This window comes from Nonomuraea sp. SYSU D8015, from assembly GCF_008065375.1.
Lineage (GTDB): Bacteria > Actinomycetota > Actinomycetes > Streptosporangiales > Streptosporangiaceae > Nonomuraea.
Window position 1 is genome coordinate 82,279 of the sequence record NZ_MU084033.1, and the last position, 16,296, is coordinate 98,574.

Annotated in this window: 13 protein-coding genes; 6 read left to right on the forward strand and 7 right to left on the reverse strand. The window is 67.1% G+C overall.

Annotated features, from left to right (window positions below; all coding sequences use genetic code 11):
* Positions 1 to 135: 135 nt before the first annotated feature.
* Together ID574_RS01380 and ID574_RS01385 are read left to right on the forward strand one after the other, a co-directional pair.
* Positions 136 to 882: a hypothetical protein gene (locus ID574_RS01380; protein ID WP_188186910.1), complete on the forward strand. Its 747-nt coding sequence runs from the start codon at positions 136 to 138 to the stop codon at positions 880 to 882.
* Between the two features lie 212 nt (positions 883 to 1,094).
* Positions 1,095 to 1,760: a hypothetical protein gene (locus ID574_RS01385; RefSeq protein WP_188186911.1), complete on the forward strand. Its 666-nt coding sequence runs from the start codon at positions 1,095 to 1,097 to the stop codon at positions 1,758 to 1,760.
* 24 nt (positions 1,761 to 1,784) lie between these two features.
* On the opposite strand, the gene ID574_RS01390 is transcribed toward ID574_RS01385, so the two are convergent.
* Complete coding sequence (locus tag ID574_RS01390) at positions 1,785 to 2,288, reverse strand: hypothetical protein (protein ID WP_188186912.1); 504 nt, start codon at positions 2,286 to 2,288, stop codon at positions 1,785 to 1,787.
* Between the two features lie 864 nt (positions 2,289 to 3,152).
* Here ID574_RS01390 and ID574_RS01395 point away from each other — a divergent pair.
* Positions 3,153 to 3,488, forward strand: a complete 336-nt coding sequence (locus ID574_RS01395; RefSeq protein ID WP_188186913.1) for a hypothetical protein — start codon at positions 3,153 to 3,155, stop codon at positions 3,486 to 3,488.
* A 184-nt stretch (positions 3,489 to 3,672) separates the two neighbouring features.
* Here ID574_RS01395 and ID574_RS01400 read toward each other — a convergent pair whose 3' ends face one another.
* Entirely contained in the window at positions 3,673 to 4,986 is a 1,314-nt protein-coding gene (locus ID574_RS01400) for a hypothetical protein (RefSeq protein WP_188186914.1), read from the reverse strand.
* A gap of 251 nt (positions 4,987 to 5,237) precedes the next feature.
* Between ID574_RS01400 and ID574_RS01405 the strand changes: the two genes are divergently transcribed.
* On the forward strand, positions 5,238 to 5,915 hold the full coding sequence (locus ID574_RS01405; RefSeq protein ID WP_188186915.1) for an HNH endonuclease family protein: 678 nt from the start codon (positions 5,238 to 5,240) through the stop codon (positions 5,913 to 5,915).
* Between the two features lie 227 nt (positions 5,916 to 6,142).
* Here ID574_RS01405 and ID574_RS01410 read toward each other — a convergent pair whose 3' ends face one another.
* Complete coding sequence (locus ID574_RS01410; RefSeq protein WP_188186916.1) at positions 6,143 to 6,550, reverse strand: hypothetical protein; 408 nt, start codon at positions 6,548 to 6,550, stop codon at positions 6,143 to 6,145.
* 235 nt (positions 6,551 to 6,785) lie between these two features.
* Complete coding sequence (locus ID574_RS01415) at positions 6,786 to 7,481, reverse strand: hypothetical protein (protein ID WP_188186917.1); 696 nt, start codon at positions 7,479 to 7,481, stop codon at positions 6,786 to 6,788.
* A gap of 228 nt (positions 7,482 to 7,709) precedes the next feature.
* Between ID574_RS01415 and ID574_RS01420 the strand changes: the two genes are divergently transcribed.
* Both ID574_RS01420 and ID574_RS01425 read left to right on the forward strand, forming a co-directional pair.
* On the forward strand, positions 7,710 to 9,005 hold the full coding sequence (locus ID574_RS01420; protein ID WP_188186918.1) for a chymotrypsin family serine protease: 1,296 nt from the start codon (positions 7,710 to 7,712) through the stop codon (positions 9,003 to 9,005).
* A gap of 335 nt (positions 9,006 to 9,340) precedes the next feature.
* Positions 9,341 to 10,084, forward strand: a complete 744-nt coding sequence (locus ID574_RS01425; RefSeq protein ID WP_188186919.1) for a DUF5050 domain-containing protein — start codon at positions 9,341 to 9,343, stop codon at positions 10,082 to 10,084.
* Positions 10,085 to 11,092: 1,008 nt separating this feature from the next.
* Here ID574_RS01425 and ID574_RS01430 read toward each other — a convergent pair.
* From ID574_RS01430 to ID574_RS01440, 3 genes are all read right to left on the reverse strand, one after another.
* Positions 11,093 to 11,527 carry a hypothetical protein gene (locus ID574_RS01430; RefSeq protein WP_188186920.1) on the reverse strand — a complete coding sequence of 145 codons (435 nt, stop codon included), beginning with the start codon at positions 11,525 to 11,527 and terminating at the stop codon, positions 11,093 to 11,095.
* Between the two features lie 2,246 nt (positions 11,528 to 13,773).
* The gene (locus ID574_RS01435) at positions 13,774 to 14,145 is read right to left on the reverse strand and encodes a hypothetical protein (RefSeq protein WP_188186921.1); all 372 of its coding nucleotides are present in this window, start codon (positions 14,143 to 14,145) and stop codon (positions 13,774 to 13,776) included.
* Positions 14,146 to 14,937: 792 nt separating this feature from the next.
* Positions 14,938 to 15,324, reverse strand: coding sequence for a hypothetical protein (locus ID574_RS01440; protein ID WP_188186922.1), 387 nt, complete (start codon positions 15,322 to 15,324; stop codon positions 14,938 to 14,940).
* Between the last annotated feature and the right edge of the window lie 972 nt (positions 15,325 to 16,296).

Below are 16,296 nucleotides of genomic sequence, written 5' to 3' on the forward strand. Positions count from 1 at the left end.
AGGAGGACGCCCGGCTTCGGCGCGGTCAGACGTACGCCGGCGACCTCGACGGCTCCAAGCACCGAGACCAGCATCACTCGGCTATACGGAGGCATATACGGACTCCACAACCCTGGGGAGCGCACGATGTGGCCCATGCGACGTGCACTCACTTTCGCCGCCCTCGCGGCGTTCCCCATCGCCCCCATCGCCCAGCGCCCCCACCGCCCCGCGGCGGCGGCCACCGCCGTCCCCTCTCCGAAGCAGCTCAAGCAGGCGCTCATCACCCGCTGGCTGGGTGAGAAGCTGGCCTGGTGCGGTCGGGCACGGCGCGGTCGGTCATCAGGGGCAGCGCAGCTGGGCCCGCAGCCGCCTTCCTGCCCGCTGCAGGCCGCCGCGACCGCGGGCCTGCTCTTCTCCTCCCGCGTCGCGGGCGACCGCCCGGCTGCCATGTCCACGATCGCCACGAAGGGGTCGTTCTTCACGGAGACGCTCGTCTCCGTGTCCGCCGGTACGGGCGGGAAGGCGTTCAAACAGGTCGTGCCCCCGGGGTGCGCGAAGGTGAAGGTGAGGCACGGCGGCAAGAACGTCACCGTGCGCATCATCAAGGTACGCGATCTACCCGCCATCCCCGGCGCCACCGTGACCGCCGTCAAGACGACCCTCTCCCCCAGCCCGTGGGGCCATCTCCCCAGGCCCGAGTTGATGATCACGGTGGTGCGGTCGGGCTCCCTGGTCATGGAGAGACGTTCACCGACTCCGGGGACGGCGACGTGGTTATCAGGCATCTCGGCAAGAGGAATCCTAAGGGTCAGCGCTGCCGAATCCCCTCCTTCTACTCGGCGTCGCTTTTCGGTTGTAGCACTCAACGACGACCGGTTCGGGACCGATCATTCGCCATAGGTTGTTCAACAGACAGGCGCTGTCGTCAAGACGCATTCCAACGGAGACACGCGCTACGCAAAACTCTGGGTCCGCCTGTCTGACCTCGGTGTCGGTGACGTATTTGCTCTTGAGCATGCGGCTGCGATGCCCCGCGACGTCGACCGGGAGCTGGCTGCCATGGTCGACCAGACGGCGCTGGCACGTGCCGTACTGCAGCAACTCGTGCGCGAGTGCGCAAGCTGACCGGCCGTACCCTGCGTCTCTCAGATCTCGATGAGGCGTTCGAGCAAGCCGTTGACGTGTTGAAGGAAGCAGAAGCAACGTGCCGACTGCTAAATGACGGGACGGTGCCGCGGCCACCTGGTCACGAGAACACGGTGCCGTCGCCGCGGCAGGTGCGGTTGTGGCAAGACGGCGGCATCAACGATCGGCTACGGGAGGCAGCCAGGGAGCGTGACCGGTGCGCCGCACGAGTCCAGCAACAAGCGCTGGCGCCAGCGCGGTGGGGCATCAGCCGCTACTTACGCAATGGCGTCTTCGAAGCACACAAGGACGCCGAGGACGACGCTTCAGGGCCTGGCTGCTGCTGCTGGGCGCCGACACCGGAAGCCGTCCCGGAAGTTCTCCGCCAGTGGAGCGTCCCAGCGGGCCGTCCGCTGGAGGTGGTGTGGGAGTGCGACCCCCATGAGCCGACGTGGCTGCTGCCGGTCGGTGGCTACGCTCCAGGCCACCGCGGCAACGACGGCGACAACCGTGAAGATGCCGCAGTGGACGCCGTTGAAGCGTGGGAGCACGCCAGGGCAGCCAACCGGGCCCACTTCGCAGCGTTGATGAAGCGGACGCGCCGCTACTGGTCAGGCGGCGCATCCGTTGAGGCGCACCTTTGCGACTGTTAGATCTCTTGGCCGTATCATGACCGCTCAGCGGAATCGGCGGCCGTAGGGGGAAACCGGGAGAAGGCCCGCAGGAGAAGGTGGTGCTGTAGAGCGTGTTTGCCTGGGGGCCTTTCGAACCGTGCTCAGCGATGCCGCCAGCTCCCGGCACTCCTCAACGGACATCTGGGCGCTTGCAGATGTTGCGACCATGGACAGCAGGAGCACGGGCTGTCCCTCCTTGGTGATCCCGGGAAGGAGCTGGATCACTCCGGGGATACCTGGTAGCCGGGCGAACCCGTGCCAGAGCCCTGCGAGCATCTCGTTCACCGCGGCCTCGTTGTCCAGGGCTAGGGCGCGTTCCCGCATGACCTCGGCGAGTTCCGCCATCTCCAGGAGTTCCCTGGCCAGCATGTCGCAGTTGAACGCCGAGACAGGTGTGGAGGAGTCCCCCACGTGAAGAAGGGCCCGGGGTAGCCCTTCTGGCCGCACCTCGACCCAGGCGCGCGCCAGCTCATCCCGCGCCGAGCCCGGCTGGTCACTCATGGTCATTCGCTCACACTGGCAGAGACCATCCGTCTCCCTTCAGCGCAACTCACTAGGTGATCAGAACCTGGGGAAAGTCTTCGAAAACGGTTGGGGAACGGGTAAGGGAGAAGGCCGAGGGCTGCCTCTGATAACCGCCTCTCCTACCGGCGGGCCCCGGCTTCACATGGAGCTGCGGTCGCGATCTAGGGACGGGCTAGGGCTAGAAAGTGATCAAGTGGTAGCCGTCCCGAACGAGGCCGAGAATGCTGCGGCGCCCCTCATAATCCTGCAACAGCTCAACTTTCCCGTCGGGCTCGACGTGACCACTTGAGGGCATGGTCCGTCGCGGGCCTTGGCGTTCAGGAACAACCTGCGCACCACCGCAGCGTCGAGGTGGGAGCCAGGACCACTTCGGACTGTCCTTGATCGATTGACGCAATGAGGCGCTGTTGTGGCGATGGCATCAACAGACGGAGCTGGAGGACTCCTCAGTCTCCGATCGCTCTCCCTGAGATAACGAGTTTTCTGTATGGTTACCCGTCAGTAACATACTGGTATGGCGCCCTCTGCGGCCAAAGGTTCTGCACAGCAGCAACCCAACCCAGCAGAACACCACAAACTCGACGTCAGGAAAACGTGAAGCTGTCTCCCGTCATCACGGCGCACTCACCTTTACGCTCGACCTGGATCTTCGATGCGAGGCCGGGGGTTATCGACCAGGTCCCCACGCATCTTTGCCCTCTGCCGTCACCCCACCCGTACCGAGGAACGGAATTCTGACAATCCCTGGCAGGGCCGATCTCTACCGGCTACCGTGAGCGGCAGCCACATCGGGCGGCGACCTATTCGGAGGGTCGGCCACACCGCCCCGTCCTATGAGGAGGGACCATGGCGCTGCGACGCCTTGCCCGCGAGTTCGCTGCGGAGATCGCCAACCATGACTGGAGCGACGCCACCGAGCGCCTCGACCGCGCCGGCCACCGGCGGGAGTACGACTCAAAGGTGAGCGGCGAGCCGCCTCTCACCCCGCAGGAAGCACTCCGCATCAAGGTCAACGTCATGTGGGTGACCGCACAAGTGCTTGCCCACGAAGACCCCAACTTCGACATCCATGAGTTCGCCCGCCTGTGCGGCGTGACAGGACTGTCTCGGGCGTCCCTGGAGAACGGTCTGCGCCGCGGCGCCGACGGCAAGCTCCTGCAGGCGCCACCGGTACACGCCTGACCGCTTCGACGTGCGGCGGCCCCATGCCTATCGGGTGAGGGGCCGCCGTTCGGGAAGTCACCCGACGCTCCATGATGGCAGCGGCCGGGCATGCGTCCCGCGACCGCTGAGCTCGCTGTCCCTGAGCCGCCACCGCTGGCCGATCAGCTGGTCAACGCATAGTCGGCAGAGGCGCCAGCTCGCACTACCAGCCAGGCAAACCCCTCCCCGCAAAACCATCAGTGTCGATGATCCGCTTGTCCACGTAGGCGGCGGCCCGGTCCCACCAGCTGCCATGCGAATCAGCGCCGAGCGCCAGACGCAGCACACCTTCGGGCGGGTCCTGTGGAGTCCTCGGGAGCTCGATCACCTGGTAGGCGGCGACGCTGTTGGCGTTGAGGGACCGCAGCCGGCGTAGCGCCTCTACGCGCCACGGTTCGGCGTCCTCGTCGCAAGGCTGCGGCGACAACAGGTGCGGCTCGATGTGCGGCCTAAACACGTCATGAACGATAGGCAGCGCAACCCGCGCGATGTTGTCGAGGTCCTTGCCTTGCTCGGGCGGTATCACGAGGAAGGTCACCGTAACCGGGACCACCAGCGACGTGAAGAGCGGCCGCCGGTGCCGGAAATCTTCGAGCTGCTCGCGGAGTCCATGGACGAACGTGCTGGCGTCGCCTGCGGAGCGTGGCAACCCTGGTAGTGGCGCCGTCAGCGGGTTGGAAAGCAGCAGGTGCCGGCTCATCCGGTACGAGTCATGGAGCACAGCTTCGAATGCTTCGCGCCACTGTCCGGGTCGCCGCGGCGATGAGTCAGCGAGGTTGTCGAGGTAGCTACACAGGCCCGTGAGGAGAACTGCGTCCGTGCGCGCTAGAACGGAGGTCTGCCTCCGCATCCGGTCGAAGTAGACGCTGAACTGCTCGGCCCAGGACCACAAAGCAGGGTCGCCGCTGGGACGCTCACGGTCCCGGTCGACGTCGTCCGGTAAGTCCGGTGACCAGAAAGGGCTGGCGTCATCCTCCTGGGTGGGCCAGTCGTTGCTACACAGCAGGTGCGCGAGTCGGAGGTCCGCAGTAACGTCACGGACTGGCCGGGCGACGATGCCGGTCCACCCTGCGCTTGCGTCATGCGCGGCATCCGGGCTCCACGTTTGGCGCAGTCCCACGTACAAGAACTTGACCTGGCGGTCGTCTCGGTAGAGCACGCTGCGCCGGCCCCGCTGCGTCGCCGGGTCAGTTGCGCCTAGTAGATCAAGGACGTGCTTGGCGAGCTGGTAAATTGCCGGCGGGTTCCTCCGTGCCGTGTGAAACGCTAGGTCAAGCGCCACTGGCCCGGTGAAAGGACGGCGCCGCAGGGCCGCCATCCGGTCCAGCACCTGCCGCTGGAATGTGACGGCTGAGCGTTTCCCCCTTGCGCCCTTACGTTCCGGCTCGCCGTCAACGAAGAGGCGAAGCGTGCGCGCCCAGCGAGCCCGCTGCTGGATCACCCAAAAGTCGTCGGGCACGTTCCATAAGTGCTTCATGACCACCTCCACGCCAGGCGATCTGACCACAGTCATGCGCGTGTGCGCCATACGATTCACACTCGCGCGAGCCGCCAGATCTGGAAATGCGGGCAACCTTCGGCAGCCAGGCCGTGGCGACACACCGGCTGACGTTGACGTCCCAGCAGGTGGCAGGCCGCTATCACCGCGGCGCCACTGCCCGGGCCGCACACGGGCGACTACGTTCTGCAATCAGACGCAACGATGCGTAGTAACCGCTGGAGATGCTCATGCTCTTCCCCCCACGGCGGCCGCTTCTGGCTGCGGCCGCCGCCGCGATCGTCGTCTGCAGCTCCCCTGTCCTGTCCGCCTCCGCCGCCAGCAGTGCGGCTTCCGCCGACACGGTGATGCTGTGGGACGCGGTCGCAGCCCTGCCGTCGGCCGGCGAGTACCGGGACGGCTACACCCGCACGTCGTTTCGCCACTGGATCGACAGCGACCGCGACGGCTGCACCACCCGCCAGGAGGTGCTGATCGCCGAGGCCGTCCAGCCGCCGCAGGTTGGCGCGGGCTGCACGATGAGCGGCGGCGTCTGGCATTCCTACTACGACGACGTGATCGTCACGGACGCCACCCGGCTGGACATCGACCACATGGTGCCGCTGGCCGAAGCATGGGACTCGGGCGCGCACGCCTGGGCCGCCAACCAGCGCGAAGCGTACGCCAACGACCTGGACGAGCCGCGGGCCCTGGTGGCCGTGACCGCACGCACTAACAGGAGCAAGTCCGACCAAGACCCGGCCGAGTGGCTGCCGCCTGATCAGGCGGCTCACTGCCGGTACGTGGCCGACTGGCTCACGGTCAAACTGCGCTGGCGGCTCGCGGCCGACGCCGCTGAGAAGGACACCCTGGCCAGCCTCTCCACCGCGTGCCCCAACGAGCCGCTTACGGTGCCGGCCATGCCTTAGTACGTCGCGCGTTCCATCATGCGGGCCTGCCCACGGATCAGTGGGATGAGCCTGTATCGGTCCGCGCGCCGATGAGAGGCGGCGCGGGAGGTTCCTCCAGCCCGGCCCCCGGGCTTGCGACGACTGCAAAGACGATGATGGAAGATTTCGAGAGAGCGAGATGGGCATCTGATATCGCTCGGGCGATAAACGGACCCTCACCGGGAAGCATGGAGAGCGGTTACCGGTCAGGAGTCCAAACTCCAATCGGTCTTCGCCCGCTCCAACACCTCCTCCAGCGGGTCGACCTCGGCCAGGACGTCGATGGCGGTCTCGCAGGCGCGAGCGGCCCACGCCGCGCCGACACCGGTCCCGGTGTCGGCGCGGGAGTTCGGGGTTACGACCGCTTGCGAAAGCAGGCGGAGGGTGGCCTCGCTCGGGTTGCCGAATGCGATGAGGACCATCTCAGCCAGGGTGCGGGGGGCGCCTTCGGGCCACATCTTGGCGGTGTCGCCGACCCATCCGTGGATCGACATGACGGTGGGGAGATCTCCGCAATCGTCGGCCGCGCTGTTCCACAGCGGCTCGCGAGGGTCGGATGGGAGCAGCAGCATGAGCCGAACAAGTCGTTCCGCGGCGGGGAGCATCTTCTGCACGCGCGTTCCTCCAGAGAGGCGAGATGTAGGCCTCCAGGAGAACACGGGTGTCATGGCCTGTCGCGGACCCCGACCCAGAAAACGTGTCGCTCGACAGTCAGATCTTCCGAGCGTATGCAATGCGACACGGAATGATCTTGGTAGTGAAGACCGGCGGGGGCGGGAGCTGTTTGACGGTCAGGAAGGCGGCCGTACATGCAATATAAGGGTGTCGCTAACTCAAGGTGACGGACGATCATCCAAGGTCATCCCATGTCCACGCAGCACTGGGGCTTCCGTCCCATTCACACCCGAACCTGAACCGCTCTCGATGATCATCGATGTTTCGGAACTCATCGAACCAACCCGCCGCAGGCATTCGCTCGGCTAGCGTGCTGAATTGCTCATGCGCCCCCGCCTCCCGCAACCTGTCCAGCAGGAATGCCGCAGTAAGCGGGTCGAGGGGGGCCTCGGTGGCTGCGCGGTTGGCCAGCGTGATCACCTGGTCGTCCGCGCCCAGCCGACGCAGGCTGCTCACCAGGCTGCCCACGGCGTAGAGGTTGTCGAGGGGGACAGCGGCAGCCGGGTTCCGCCCCAGCAAGGCACGGACCTGGTCATCCGCGCCCGCTTTCCGCAACGCTCTGAGCAGATCACACACAAGGAGGGGGTTGCTGAAGGGAGCCTCGGCAGCCGCGCGACCGGCCAGCCGGACGACCTGATCATCTGCGCCGATCCAGCGCAGTTTGTCCAGCAGCCAACTCACGGCGTAGAGGTCGTCGAGGGATACTGCGGCGGCGGGGTCACGTCCGAGCAAGGCACGGATCTGGTCACCCGCGCCAACCCAGCGCGGCCAGCATACGGCGCTGGGGTTGTCGAGCGGAGCCTCGGCGACAGCTCGGCTGGCCAGCACGGTGAATGGGTCTTGCGGCCCCGCCTTCCGCAGGCTGTCCACACGTCGCGGAGCTTTGGGGCTCAGGTCACGTTCGGGAGAACACCCCCCCGGGGATTCAGCTGACGAACTCTGTCGGCTGATCTCCGCACGCGTTTCTTCGTTCACTTCCAAGACATGAAGCCTGACCCGCAAGGCCCGGGAGCACTCTCCCGCACGGTAAAAGGACGCGGAAGGCGAGGCAGGCACCTGCTGTGATGTCCCCCGTTTGCCGAATTTCATGGGGGAACCATGCAGAAGAAGATCCAATTACGCCTGACGGCCCTGGCCGCGTGCGTGCTCCTGCCCTTTCTGGGGACGGGAGCCGCAGTCGCGCAGTCCGCAGACGATCCGGTGCGGAAAGGGCCGTCCATCGACGAACCCCGCAAGCCGCCGGTCACGGACGCGACCGGCCCGCGGGAGCCGGTGCCCGGCGGGTTCGCCGACTGGGGCGCCCTGTTCACCGAGCAGGCCAGGCTGAACACGGTGGCCGATCGCATCCTCGACTCCGCCGAGACCGCCGAGGGGTACGCCGGGATGATCGTCGCCCCCGAAAACCACGAGGTCCGCCTGTACTGGAAGGGCGAGGTGCCGTCGGCCGTCCAGACCGTGGTCGAGGAGGGCAGGCTCAAGGCTCCTGTGCGGGTGTTCCCTGCCGCGTACAGCCACGCCCTGCTCCAGCGAGAGGCTGAGCATTGGGCCGAGTCCGCGCAGGTGACGGGGGCGGCGCCGCAGCCGGACGGCAGCGGCGTGCAGGTCTCGGTCGCAGGGGAGAACGTCAGCCCGGACGAGCTGCACCGACCCGGCGGGGCGATGGCGCCCATCACGCTGGAACGGGGCGAGGAGCTCAGCCCTGCCAGCGACCGGCAGAACACCGTTCCCTCCTACAACCGGCAGAACGACACCCCCGCCTACTACGCGGGCGGCCGGACGTTGAACTACAACGCCGGCGGCTGCAGCTCCGGCTTCGCGGTCTACGACAAGCACGGTGACCGGGGCTTCCTCACCGCCGCGCACTGCGGCAAGCTGTGGGACCCGTTCTACGACGGCGGCGGCTTCGCCGATTCGAACTACATGGGCGACTATTCCTGGTACATCACGAACCGGGACGCCGCGATCGTCATGGCCAACGCCACCGCCAGAGCCTTCAAGGGCAGCCCCACCTCCAGTACCAGCGCGAAGGTGGTGGCGTTGTGGAAGGCACACGTGGGCAACTGGGTGTGCAACTCCGGAGCGAGCCTGGGTGAGGTCTGCCAGATCAAGGTGACCGAGGTCGGCTGGAGCGGCACGTACACCAACGGGCAGAAGGTCAAGCACATGGTGCGCGCCCAGCACGCCGGCGGCGGCTGCGCCATGGCCGCCGGTGACAGCGGCGGCCCGATCTTCGCCTACCCCAGCGCGGCGTGGGACCAGGTCGCCGCCCAGGGCATCGCCTCTGCCTGGGGCAAGAAGGTGTCCTGCGGCGGCCACGACGGCGGGCGGAGAGTCACCTTCGCGCGCGTCTGGGACGTGGTCCTGGCTTTCGACGCGAAGCTCATGGTGTGGTGAATCCCTCAAGGCCGGGCCGCGGGCAAACCACCCGCTCGTGGCCCGGCACGGTCTACGACGACACCAGGCTCTCGGACTCCAGCTCGCGCCGAACTACCGATGAGCAACCGCCCGTACGGCGGTGTCCCCGCGGGTTTGCCGATGATGCACCCGCGCATGTCCTTCTAAGGAGCAACCATGAGTTTTGCCCTCCCACGCCTTAGCCACGCCACGCTCACAGCAGCCCGGCTACTGGCCGTCACCTGCGCTTTATCCGGCGCCTGGTCGCCCTGGGCACGACCCCACGCGCCCATGCCGTCGGCCACGCCACCCATCCCGGAACCAACGGACGAATCGTGTTCATGACGCGCGTGATGGACAACGGCGAACTTCACGACCAGATCTATTCCATGAATGCCGACAGCAGCAACCAGCGCCAGGTCACCACCGGGGCCAACACCCACTGGGCCAAGCTGTCCCCAGACGGCATGAAGATCGCCTACCAGGGCTACGTGGACCACAACTACGAGATCTTCGTCGTCAACACCGACGGCACCGGCCTGCGGCGCCTGACCAACAACCCCGGCTACGACCAAGCCCCGCAGTGGTCTCCGGACGGAACGAAGATCCTCTACATGAGCGACAAGGGACACGACCGGGAGCACTACGACATCTTCACCATCAAGCCCGACGGCACTGCGGAGACCCGGCTCACCAACGACGCCAGACACGACCAAGTGCCCATGTGGTCCCCGGACGGCAAGAAGATCACCTTCGAAAGCGTCCGCAGCAACCAGCGTCAGATCGTCGTGGTCAACCCGGACGGCACCGGCCAGGTCCAGCTCACCAGCGCCACCACCGCCAGCACCGACCCAACCTGGTCCCGCGACAGCACAAAGATCAGCTACCGCAACAGCCCCAGCCCTAACGACAACGACGAGGTATGGGTGATGAACGCCGACGGGACCGGCAAGACCCCCAGGCGCTGCGCCTTGGCGATGGCCTGGGGGACCGGCAACGCCGCGAGGCCCGGAGTGCGTGCACCGCTTCTGCGAGCTCCACGCGAGCGGCCTTCACCGACGCGCTCTGAGAGGTCCTAGTGCCGGAAATTCCCCACAGGCACTGACAGAAGCCCTGACTCGCTGTTAGTCTACTTGACAACCTTCGTGGGGTGGATGTGACTCAGCCCCCCGATTGTTAACGCCTTGGAAGAGTCAAGAGGAAAGGGTGCGTCCTCTCGCCTCCTTCCAGAGCGTTTCGCGCAGTTATTCGGACGGGCGCGCGAAAGAAGCGCAATATCGTAGTCGCGTCGTCCCGATTTCGCATGCTGCACGTGAATCCAGGAGACCGTCAACATCGTGGAAGGGATGCTGCACCATGGTTCGGTTGATGAGTCGCCCCCTTGTGGGCGCTGTTTCCGTCGCCGCGTTAGCGGCGGTCGCTATCCCCGCAGGACTACCCAGCGCTGCCCAGGCCCGCCCTGCCACTATCACGTTGGGGGCGCCTCTATGCGCGGACCGTGGCGCATGGTCAGATTGCCACGAGCCCGTAGGCGAAGCAGTAGTCGCGCAAGGCCTCCGGAGCGTCGAGGTATGCGATTTCAATGCGGGCGACGGTATGCAGGTGGGCCTGAAATATGCCACCAGCTTCCTGCTCAGCGGCGTTATCGAACTACAGGCGCCACAAGGAGGATGCGAGAGCGACAGCATCTTCTTCGGCCGCATCACACACGCTCGCTTCTGCACGGGCGTGTCGTGGGGTTCCAGCTTCCCCGGCCAGTGCAACGCAGCGGCCACATTCCGCCCCTAGCGTGGCAATCCGTGATGGTGTCGACCAACATGGACGAGCGCGCCCCAGCACCGATCGCATCCTCGTGCCGGACGCGTAGCCGGCCACCTGCCGCTCTTCCATCGATCTTGGTATTCCCGAATCGGTAAACCCGCAGGCGCCGCTGCACGCCTTGTACGAGAGGCCGTCGGCGTGCTGCCAAGCAGGAGGCGGCCCAGCGGCGGCGGCGCCCACCTGCCAATGCGAGCGGAACTGGCCGCGAGGGACGCGGCCTGCCGTGGACAGACGCCATCTGTCGCCTCAGCCGCCTCCGGCGCGCGTCAGCCCTTGACCGGCCGCTGGCCTACGGCGCTGATGATCGACAATGGGATGGGGGCGCCGCTAGTTTCAGGGAGAGCGCGGACGACCATCTTTCGTTTGCCGTCCCAGCGCAGTAGGTCGCGATTGGCCATCCAGCGCAGAGCTTCTACCAGCTCCGCGATTGTGACTCCAGCCTGTTCTGCCATCTCGGCCAGCGTCACAAGATTGTCTTCGCTGTCAAGGCAGAAAGGTAAATGCGCACCGACCGCTGAGATCTCGTCCGAATGTTCGCCGGGCAGACTTGCGCTCATTGCGTTGAACAGGTTCCACGGTGGAATCATCAGCATGTATGCGTGCCCCGGCTCGATGTCGTCCGCGGTACGCTGTCGGCATTGCTCGATCCGCTGTTGCAGTCGCGCACGTCGTTTCGGTCGTCTCGGTCTCTTCTTGCTCACGGCAGTACGGCTCCCATGCGTTCATAGGACTTGATGGTGAAGACGCGGGTAGTTCCTGCAGCTCATTGCGGGGTGATTCGGATCTGGAGATGAGCTGACACCATTTTGACTGATGACTTATCTTATTGATAGGGCGAGCTTGACAACAGGGGCTGATTTCGTCAGCCTGTAACGGCCGAGGCTCTGATCATGAGATGAGTGCCGGAGCGGCCGGCCGAACGGAGGCTAACCATGCCCAGCCAGCATGATCGTTCCGGGCCCGTTGACCTGTTGCAACTAGCCGATGCCGGTGTCACGGTGACATCCCAGGATGCGCAGAGCGCTTCGCCAGCGGCCGGAAACGCATCCGCCGAGGGCGGGGCGGACAACTCGCCAGCGCCGGGTACGTCCGACGAGATCGCGGCGGAGGAAGGACCGGACAGAGAATTCTGGGGCGACGCCCTCGATGATGAGGCCGGCGTGGCCCTCCGCTCCCGGGTGCGAGTGCTCGTTGCGGTAGGAGTCGGTATCGCCGCGGTGATCGTGGTCATCATCGTTCTCTTTCGCGGAAGCGCGAGCTCTGATCCCCGCACCGCGAACACCCCTCCGGCCCTCCCACCGTCGGCCGAGGCGGTTCCTGGTCAGCTCGAATCCCTGCCCCCGCCGCCCACCGTCAGTAGTGACCGGGAAACATCGCCTGCGCCGACCCCCAAGCGCCGTTCCACCACACGCCCTCCCGCCACCCGCAAGCCCTCGGCCAGGCCCAGCCGGTCGCCGGCGGGGGTAAGCAGGCGCCCCAGCGCCCGGGCAACGCCACGTTCTCCGGCTCCCGCGGTTCCGCGGGTGACGTCCGGGCCGACGGAGCAGCCGCCTCCACCAGAGGCCGAGAGCCCTTCCGGGCCGACAGAAGCGCCTCCGGTGCCGAGCTCGTCATAAACGAGTCCAGAGACGGCGCGAGCTCATGCGGTGAGGCTTCCATATGAGGCCGGACTAGAGCTCACTGGGCAGGGGCGACAGGGAGCGCAGCGGCGAGCTTGGCCAACTGGGCGTGTCACGTGCGCTGTGAACTCCCGCGAACTCGATTATTGACATCATGATCTGACTATTCGTTAATATCTTTGTGTTGTATGGGCCGAGGTGGGGGCACCGAAGGCTGCGCGCCTGTCAGCGCTCAGCGGATGGGAGCCCTCATGGCTGGAGAACCCGGCCCCTGCTCGCGCGGTAGACGAAGCCCAGATGACCTGTGGGGCGGTCCGCGCCCAGGTGCGGACCAGTACGCCCGCTTTCCATCGGTGATCGTGACGACACAAGCCCCTGCCCAGCTGGCGTAGCCAGTTGCTGGATCTCCGCATCTCAACGCTGCAGCACCCTGGCATGAGGTATTAGGCGCGGGTCCCTCCTATCGGATGGTCACCTTTGCCCAGCGGTCATGCGCGCGTGCGGCGCGTCCCCCGGATTCTGCGAGATGCGGCGATGCCGCCGTCGATCGGAGTGGAATGCCGACTACCGCGTCTGGAAAAAGATCCCTCCTCAGCCGCGTGCGTGCCGCCATTACCCGCGGCCGTCGTCGAGGAGAGCACATCGCCGCTCAGCGAGCTCAGCAAGCCTACCGAGCCCGGGCAGGCGGTGATTTCGCGCTGCGCCGCATGTCCCACCAGCTCCAAGCCCAGATCACGTTGGCGCAGCCTGCCATCGGCGAGGTCTACAACGAGACCTGGTGGCAAGCAGCCACGCCTGAATGGATCGGCGGCGCCTGGCAGATCATTGTGTCCTGGGCCGCGATTGGCGAACCCACCGCCAGCGCCGCACTCGAGCACCTGCGCGAGCAGACCCACGCGCGCTACGGCGTGCGTATCACCCACGTCCGCATGCAACCGCGCGACGTGGTCGCGTTGCTCGCCCGCGCCTGGCCGACCCCTCCCATGCAGTCCGGTCAGCCCCAGGCCGCCGCAGAGCGTGCTGTCTACAGCTATGTGATTCGGGACCTGTGGCAGCGCACCATCGCCACGCAGGTCATCGGGACCAGCCCACGCGACGGCCTCGCGCCGCGGGAATTCGCCGCTGAGCGCATGGTTGCCTTCCACGACCGGTTAAGCGAGCTGGCCGGCCCCCTTCCACCCGATCAACGCCTGCGCTACGTCATCGAAGTGCACCATGGTGACGATGTCACCGGCAGCCCCATACTTCGGCTGACCGATGGCCAGGCACGCAACCTTCACCACGCCGCCCAGACGCGCCGCGAGCAGATCCTCCAGGGCGCAGCCGCCTCAGCCGAGGAACGACGCGACGCCCTCCTCGTCCAGCGCGGCACTCTCCGCGACCACATCGCGGCCCGCGAACACGGTGCTGCCGAACAGATCGGCACTCCCGACAGCGCCGACAAGGGCGACCTCACTCCGACCAAGGAGCGCCTGGACTATGTTGAGTTGCAGCTCGCGGCCGTAGAAGCCGAGCTTCGGGGCGAAGATCCCCAGCCCGTGTTCGTAGCGTCTCAACTCCTGCACACGCTCACTGACCAGTGGTGGCAGCAGGCACGCCCCGAACAGATCGGTGCCCTGTGGCAGCACGTGCAATCCTGGAGCCCGGGACAGGCCCGTGAGCGAATGCTGGAGTACCTGGCCAGCCAGGTACATGAGCACTACGGCGTCACCATCACGCCCACGATGCCCGGCCAGAACGTCACCGCCGCTCTGCGTACCGCCGGCCAAGCATCGGACGACGAGGGAGCCTCCGACGCCGCCCCTGCGGGCGTCAGTGCACCGGATCCCGACCAGCCGGCCACCCTCGACCAACGTCCGGCCACGACCCCACCCGACCCCGCCACGGCACAGCAGAGCGCAGCCGTGCCCGCCCCAAATGACCTTGACGAGCACCTGCTCCACACCGAAGGTCCAGTACAGGCCGATGGCGCGACACCCGCACCCGCCAGCGCCACAACCCCAGCACCGGCAGCGCCCTCGCCCCCCGCCCCTTCGCCGTCGCCGCCAACCCGAGACGCCGCTCTCGACGCAGCCAAGCGCCTCACAACCGTGCCCGGCCCCGAAACCGAGGTCCTCCCCGCAGACACGGCAATGTCCACGGCAGCGGCACCGCCACTCCTGGACCAGAAGCCGACGCCCGAGGCGCCCTCCGCCCCGCAACCTCCCCCAGCGCCCACCACCAGCCCGGAGGAACGCCCCACGGCGTCGTCGCCTCCCTCGATGCCAGCGACGCCTCCCCAGCCCGCCACACCTCCATCCCCTGAGAAGCCACGGCCCGCCCAGCCACAGCCGGCCCCTGCGCGCCCCTCCACACCGTTGGAGGCCCAGCGAACAGACACTCTGGACACCGAAGCTCCGCCATCCACCGCCGCCGTCCCGGCTTCCCCCTCGCCCAGATTGCGCAGCGATCCGTTCGAGAGCGTGGCCGCATGCCGCAACGCGCGGATCGCCCTAGCCCACCACATGCAGGCATGGCTGTTCACCACCACCAGCGAACAACTCGAAGAAGAAGAACAGGAACTGCGAGCGGCCACCGGACACGCGGTCACCAACGAGGGAGCCCGGATCAACCTGGCTTGGACCAGCAGCCAGGAACTTCCCCTGGAATACAAGCAGGACGTGCGCGCGGCTCTCCACGCCTACACCGAACTCGCCGAAGCCGTGGCATCGGCTCGGCAACTGCTGGCCGCACGTCAAGCCTTCGCCCACGCTGATGACGAACTGACCCTGCACGTCGTGGCCAATCGAGCCACCGAATTCATTCAGCGCCTGCGCGCGACGGCCGCCTCCTTCTCCGGACCAGAACAGCCGACAGACCCGCGTCGCGTCACCCGGCAAGAGTCGCAGACCACTCATATCGCCGCCCCGGATTCCGTGAACGTGCCACGGGCGTCATCACCGACGGCATCCACCGCCCCACCCCAGCGAACTACCCCACCACCCGACCACGCGACCACCACCCCAACGCCTGCACCGCCAGCTCGGCCCCGATCTCACCCTGGCCCCACACCCACCTCATCCACGCCCGCTTCTCCCGCCCGGACGCCTCCGGCGCAGCCCGCGCCCAAGCAGAGCCGACCGCACCCGGCACCCGAGCCGGGCCCCGCGGCACCGGAACGGCGCGCAGCCTCCGGCGGCCCGACCTCTCCCGCACCCGGCGCCCGGCAAACTACGGCATCCCCCACAACTCCGCCGAGCAGGTCGCCCGGCACCGGAGCCCCGGCCACGCCGCCCGCCACCGCCCCCGAGCGGCCGACGCCGGCCAGCCCAGCGCCCAGCGCTGCACAGCGACACGAAGCCCCCGAACGACCAGCACCGGAAAAGCCCTCGCGGCCTTTCGCCGAGCCGGGGCCATCCACGCCCGCTTCTCCCGCCCGGACGCCCCCGGCGCAGCCCGCGCCCAAGCAGAGCCGACCGCACCCGGCACCCGAGCCGGGCCCCGCGGCACCGGAACGGCGCGCAGCCTCCGGCGGCCCGACCTCCCCTGCTTCCACTACGCCTGGCCCCACAGCGGCCCCGCCGCGCCTTCCGGCTGACCCACCCCGTGCCGTCCCTCCCACCGCGCCCCCTGTACCCTCGCCCGACGAGGCAGTCCCTACCAGTACACCGCCCACCGCAGCCCCACAGGACGGCCGCTCCGCCCCCTCAGCATCACCAGATGTGGTCCGGCCACCCGCAACGGGTCCGGCCGTCGCGATACGGCCACCAGAATCAGCGCCACCATCGTCGTCGTCGCCGTCACACTCCCCCGCCGCTGACCCTGCGGGAGGAGTTCCGGAGGCGGCCACCAGCTCCGGCGACACTCCCGCG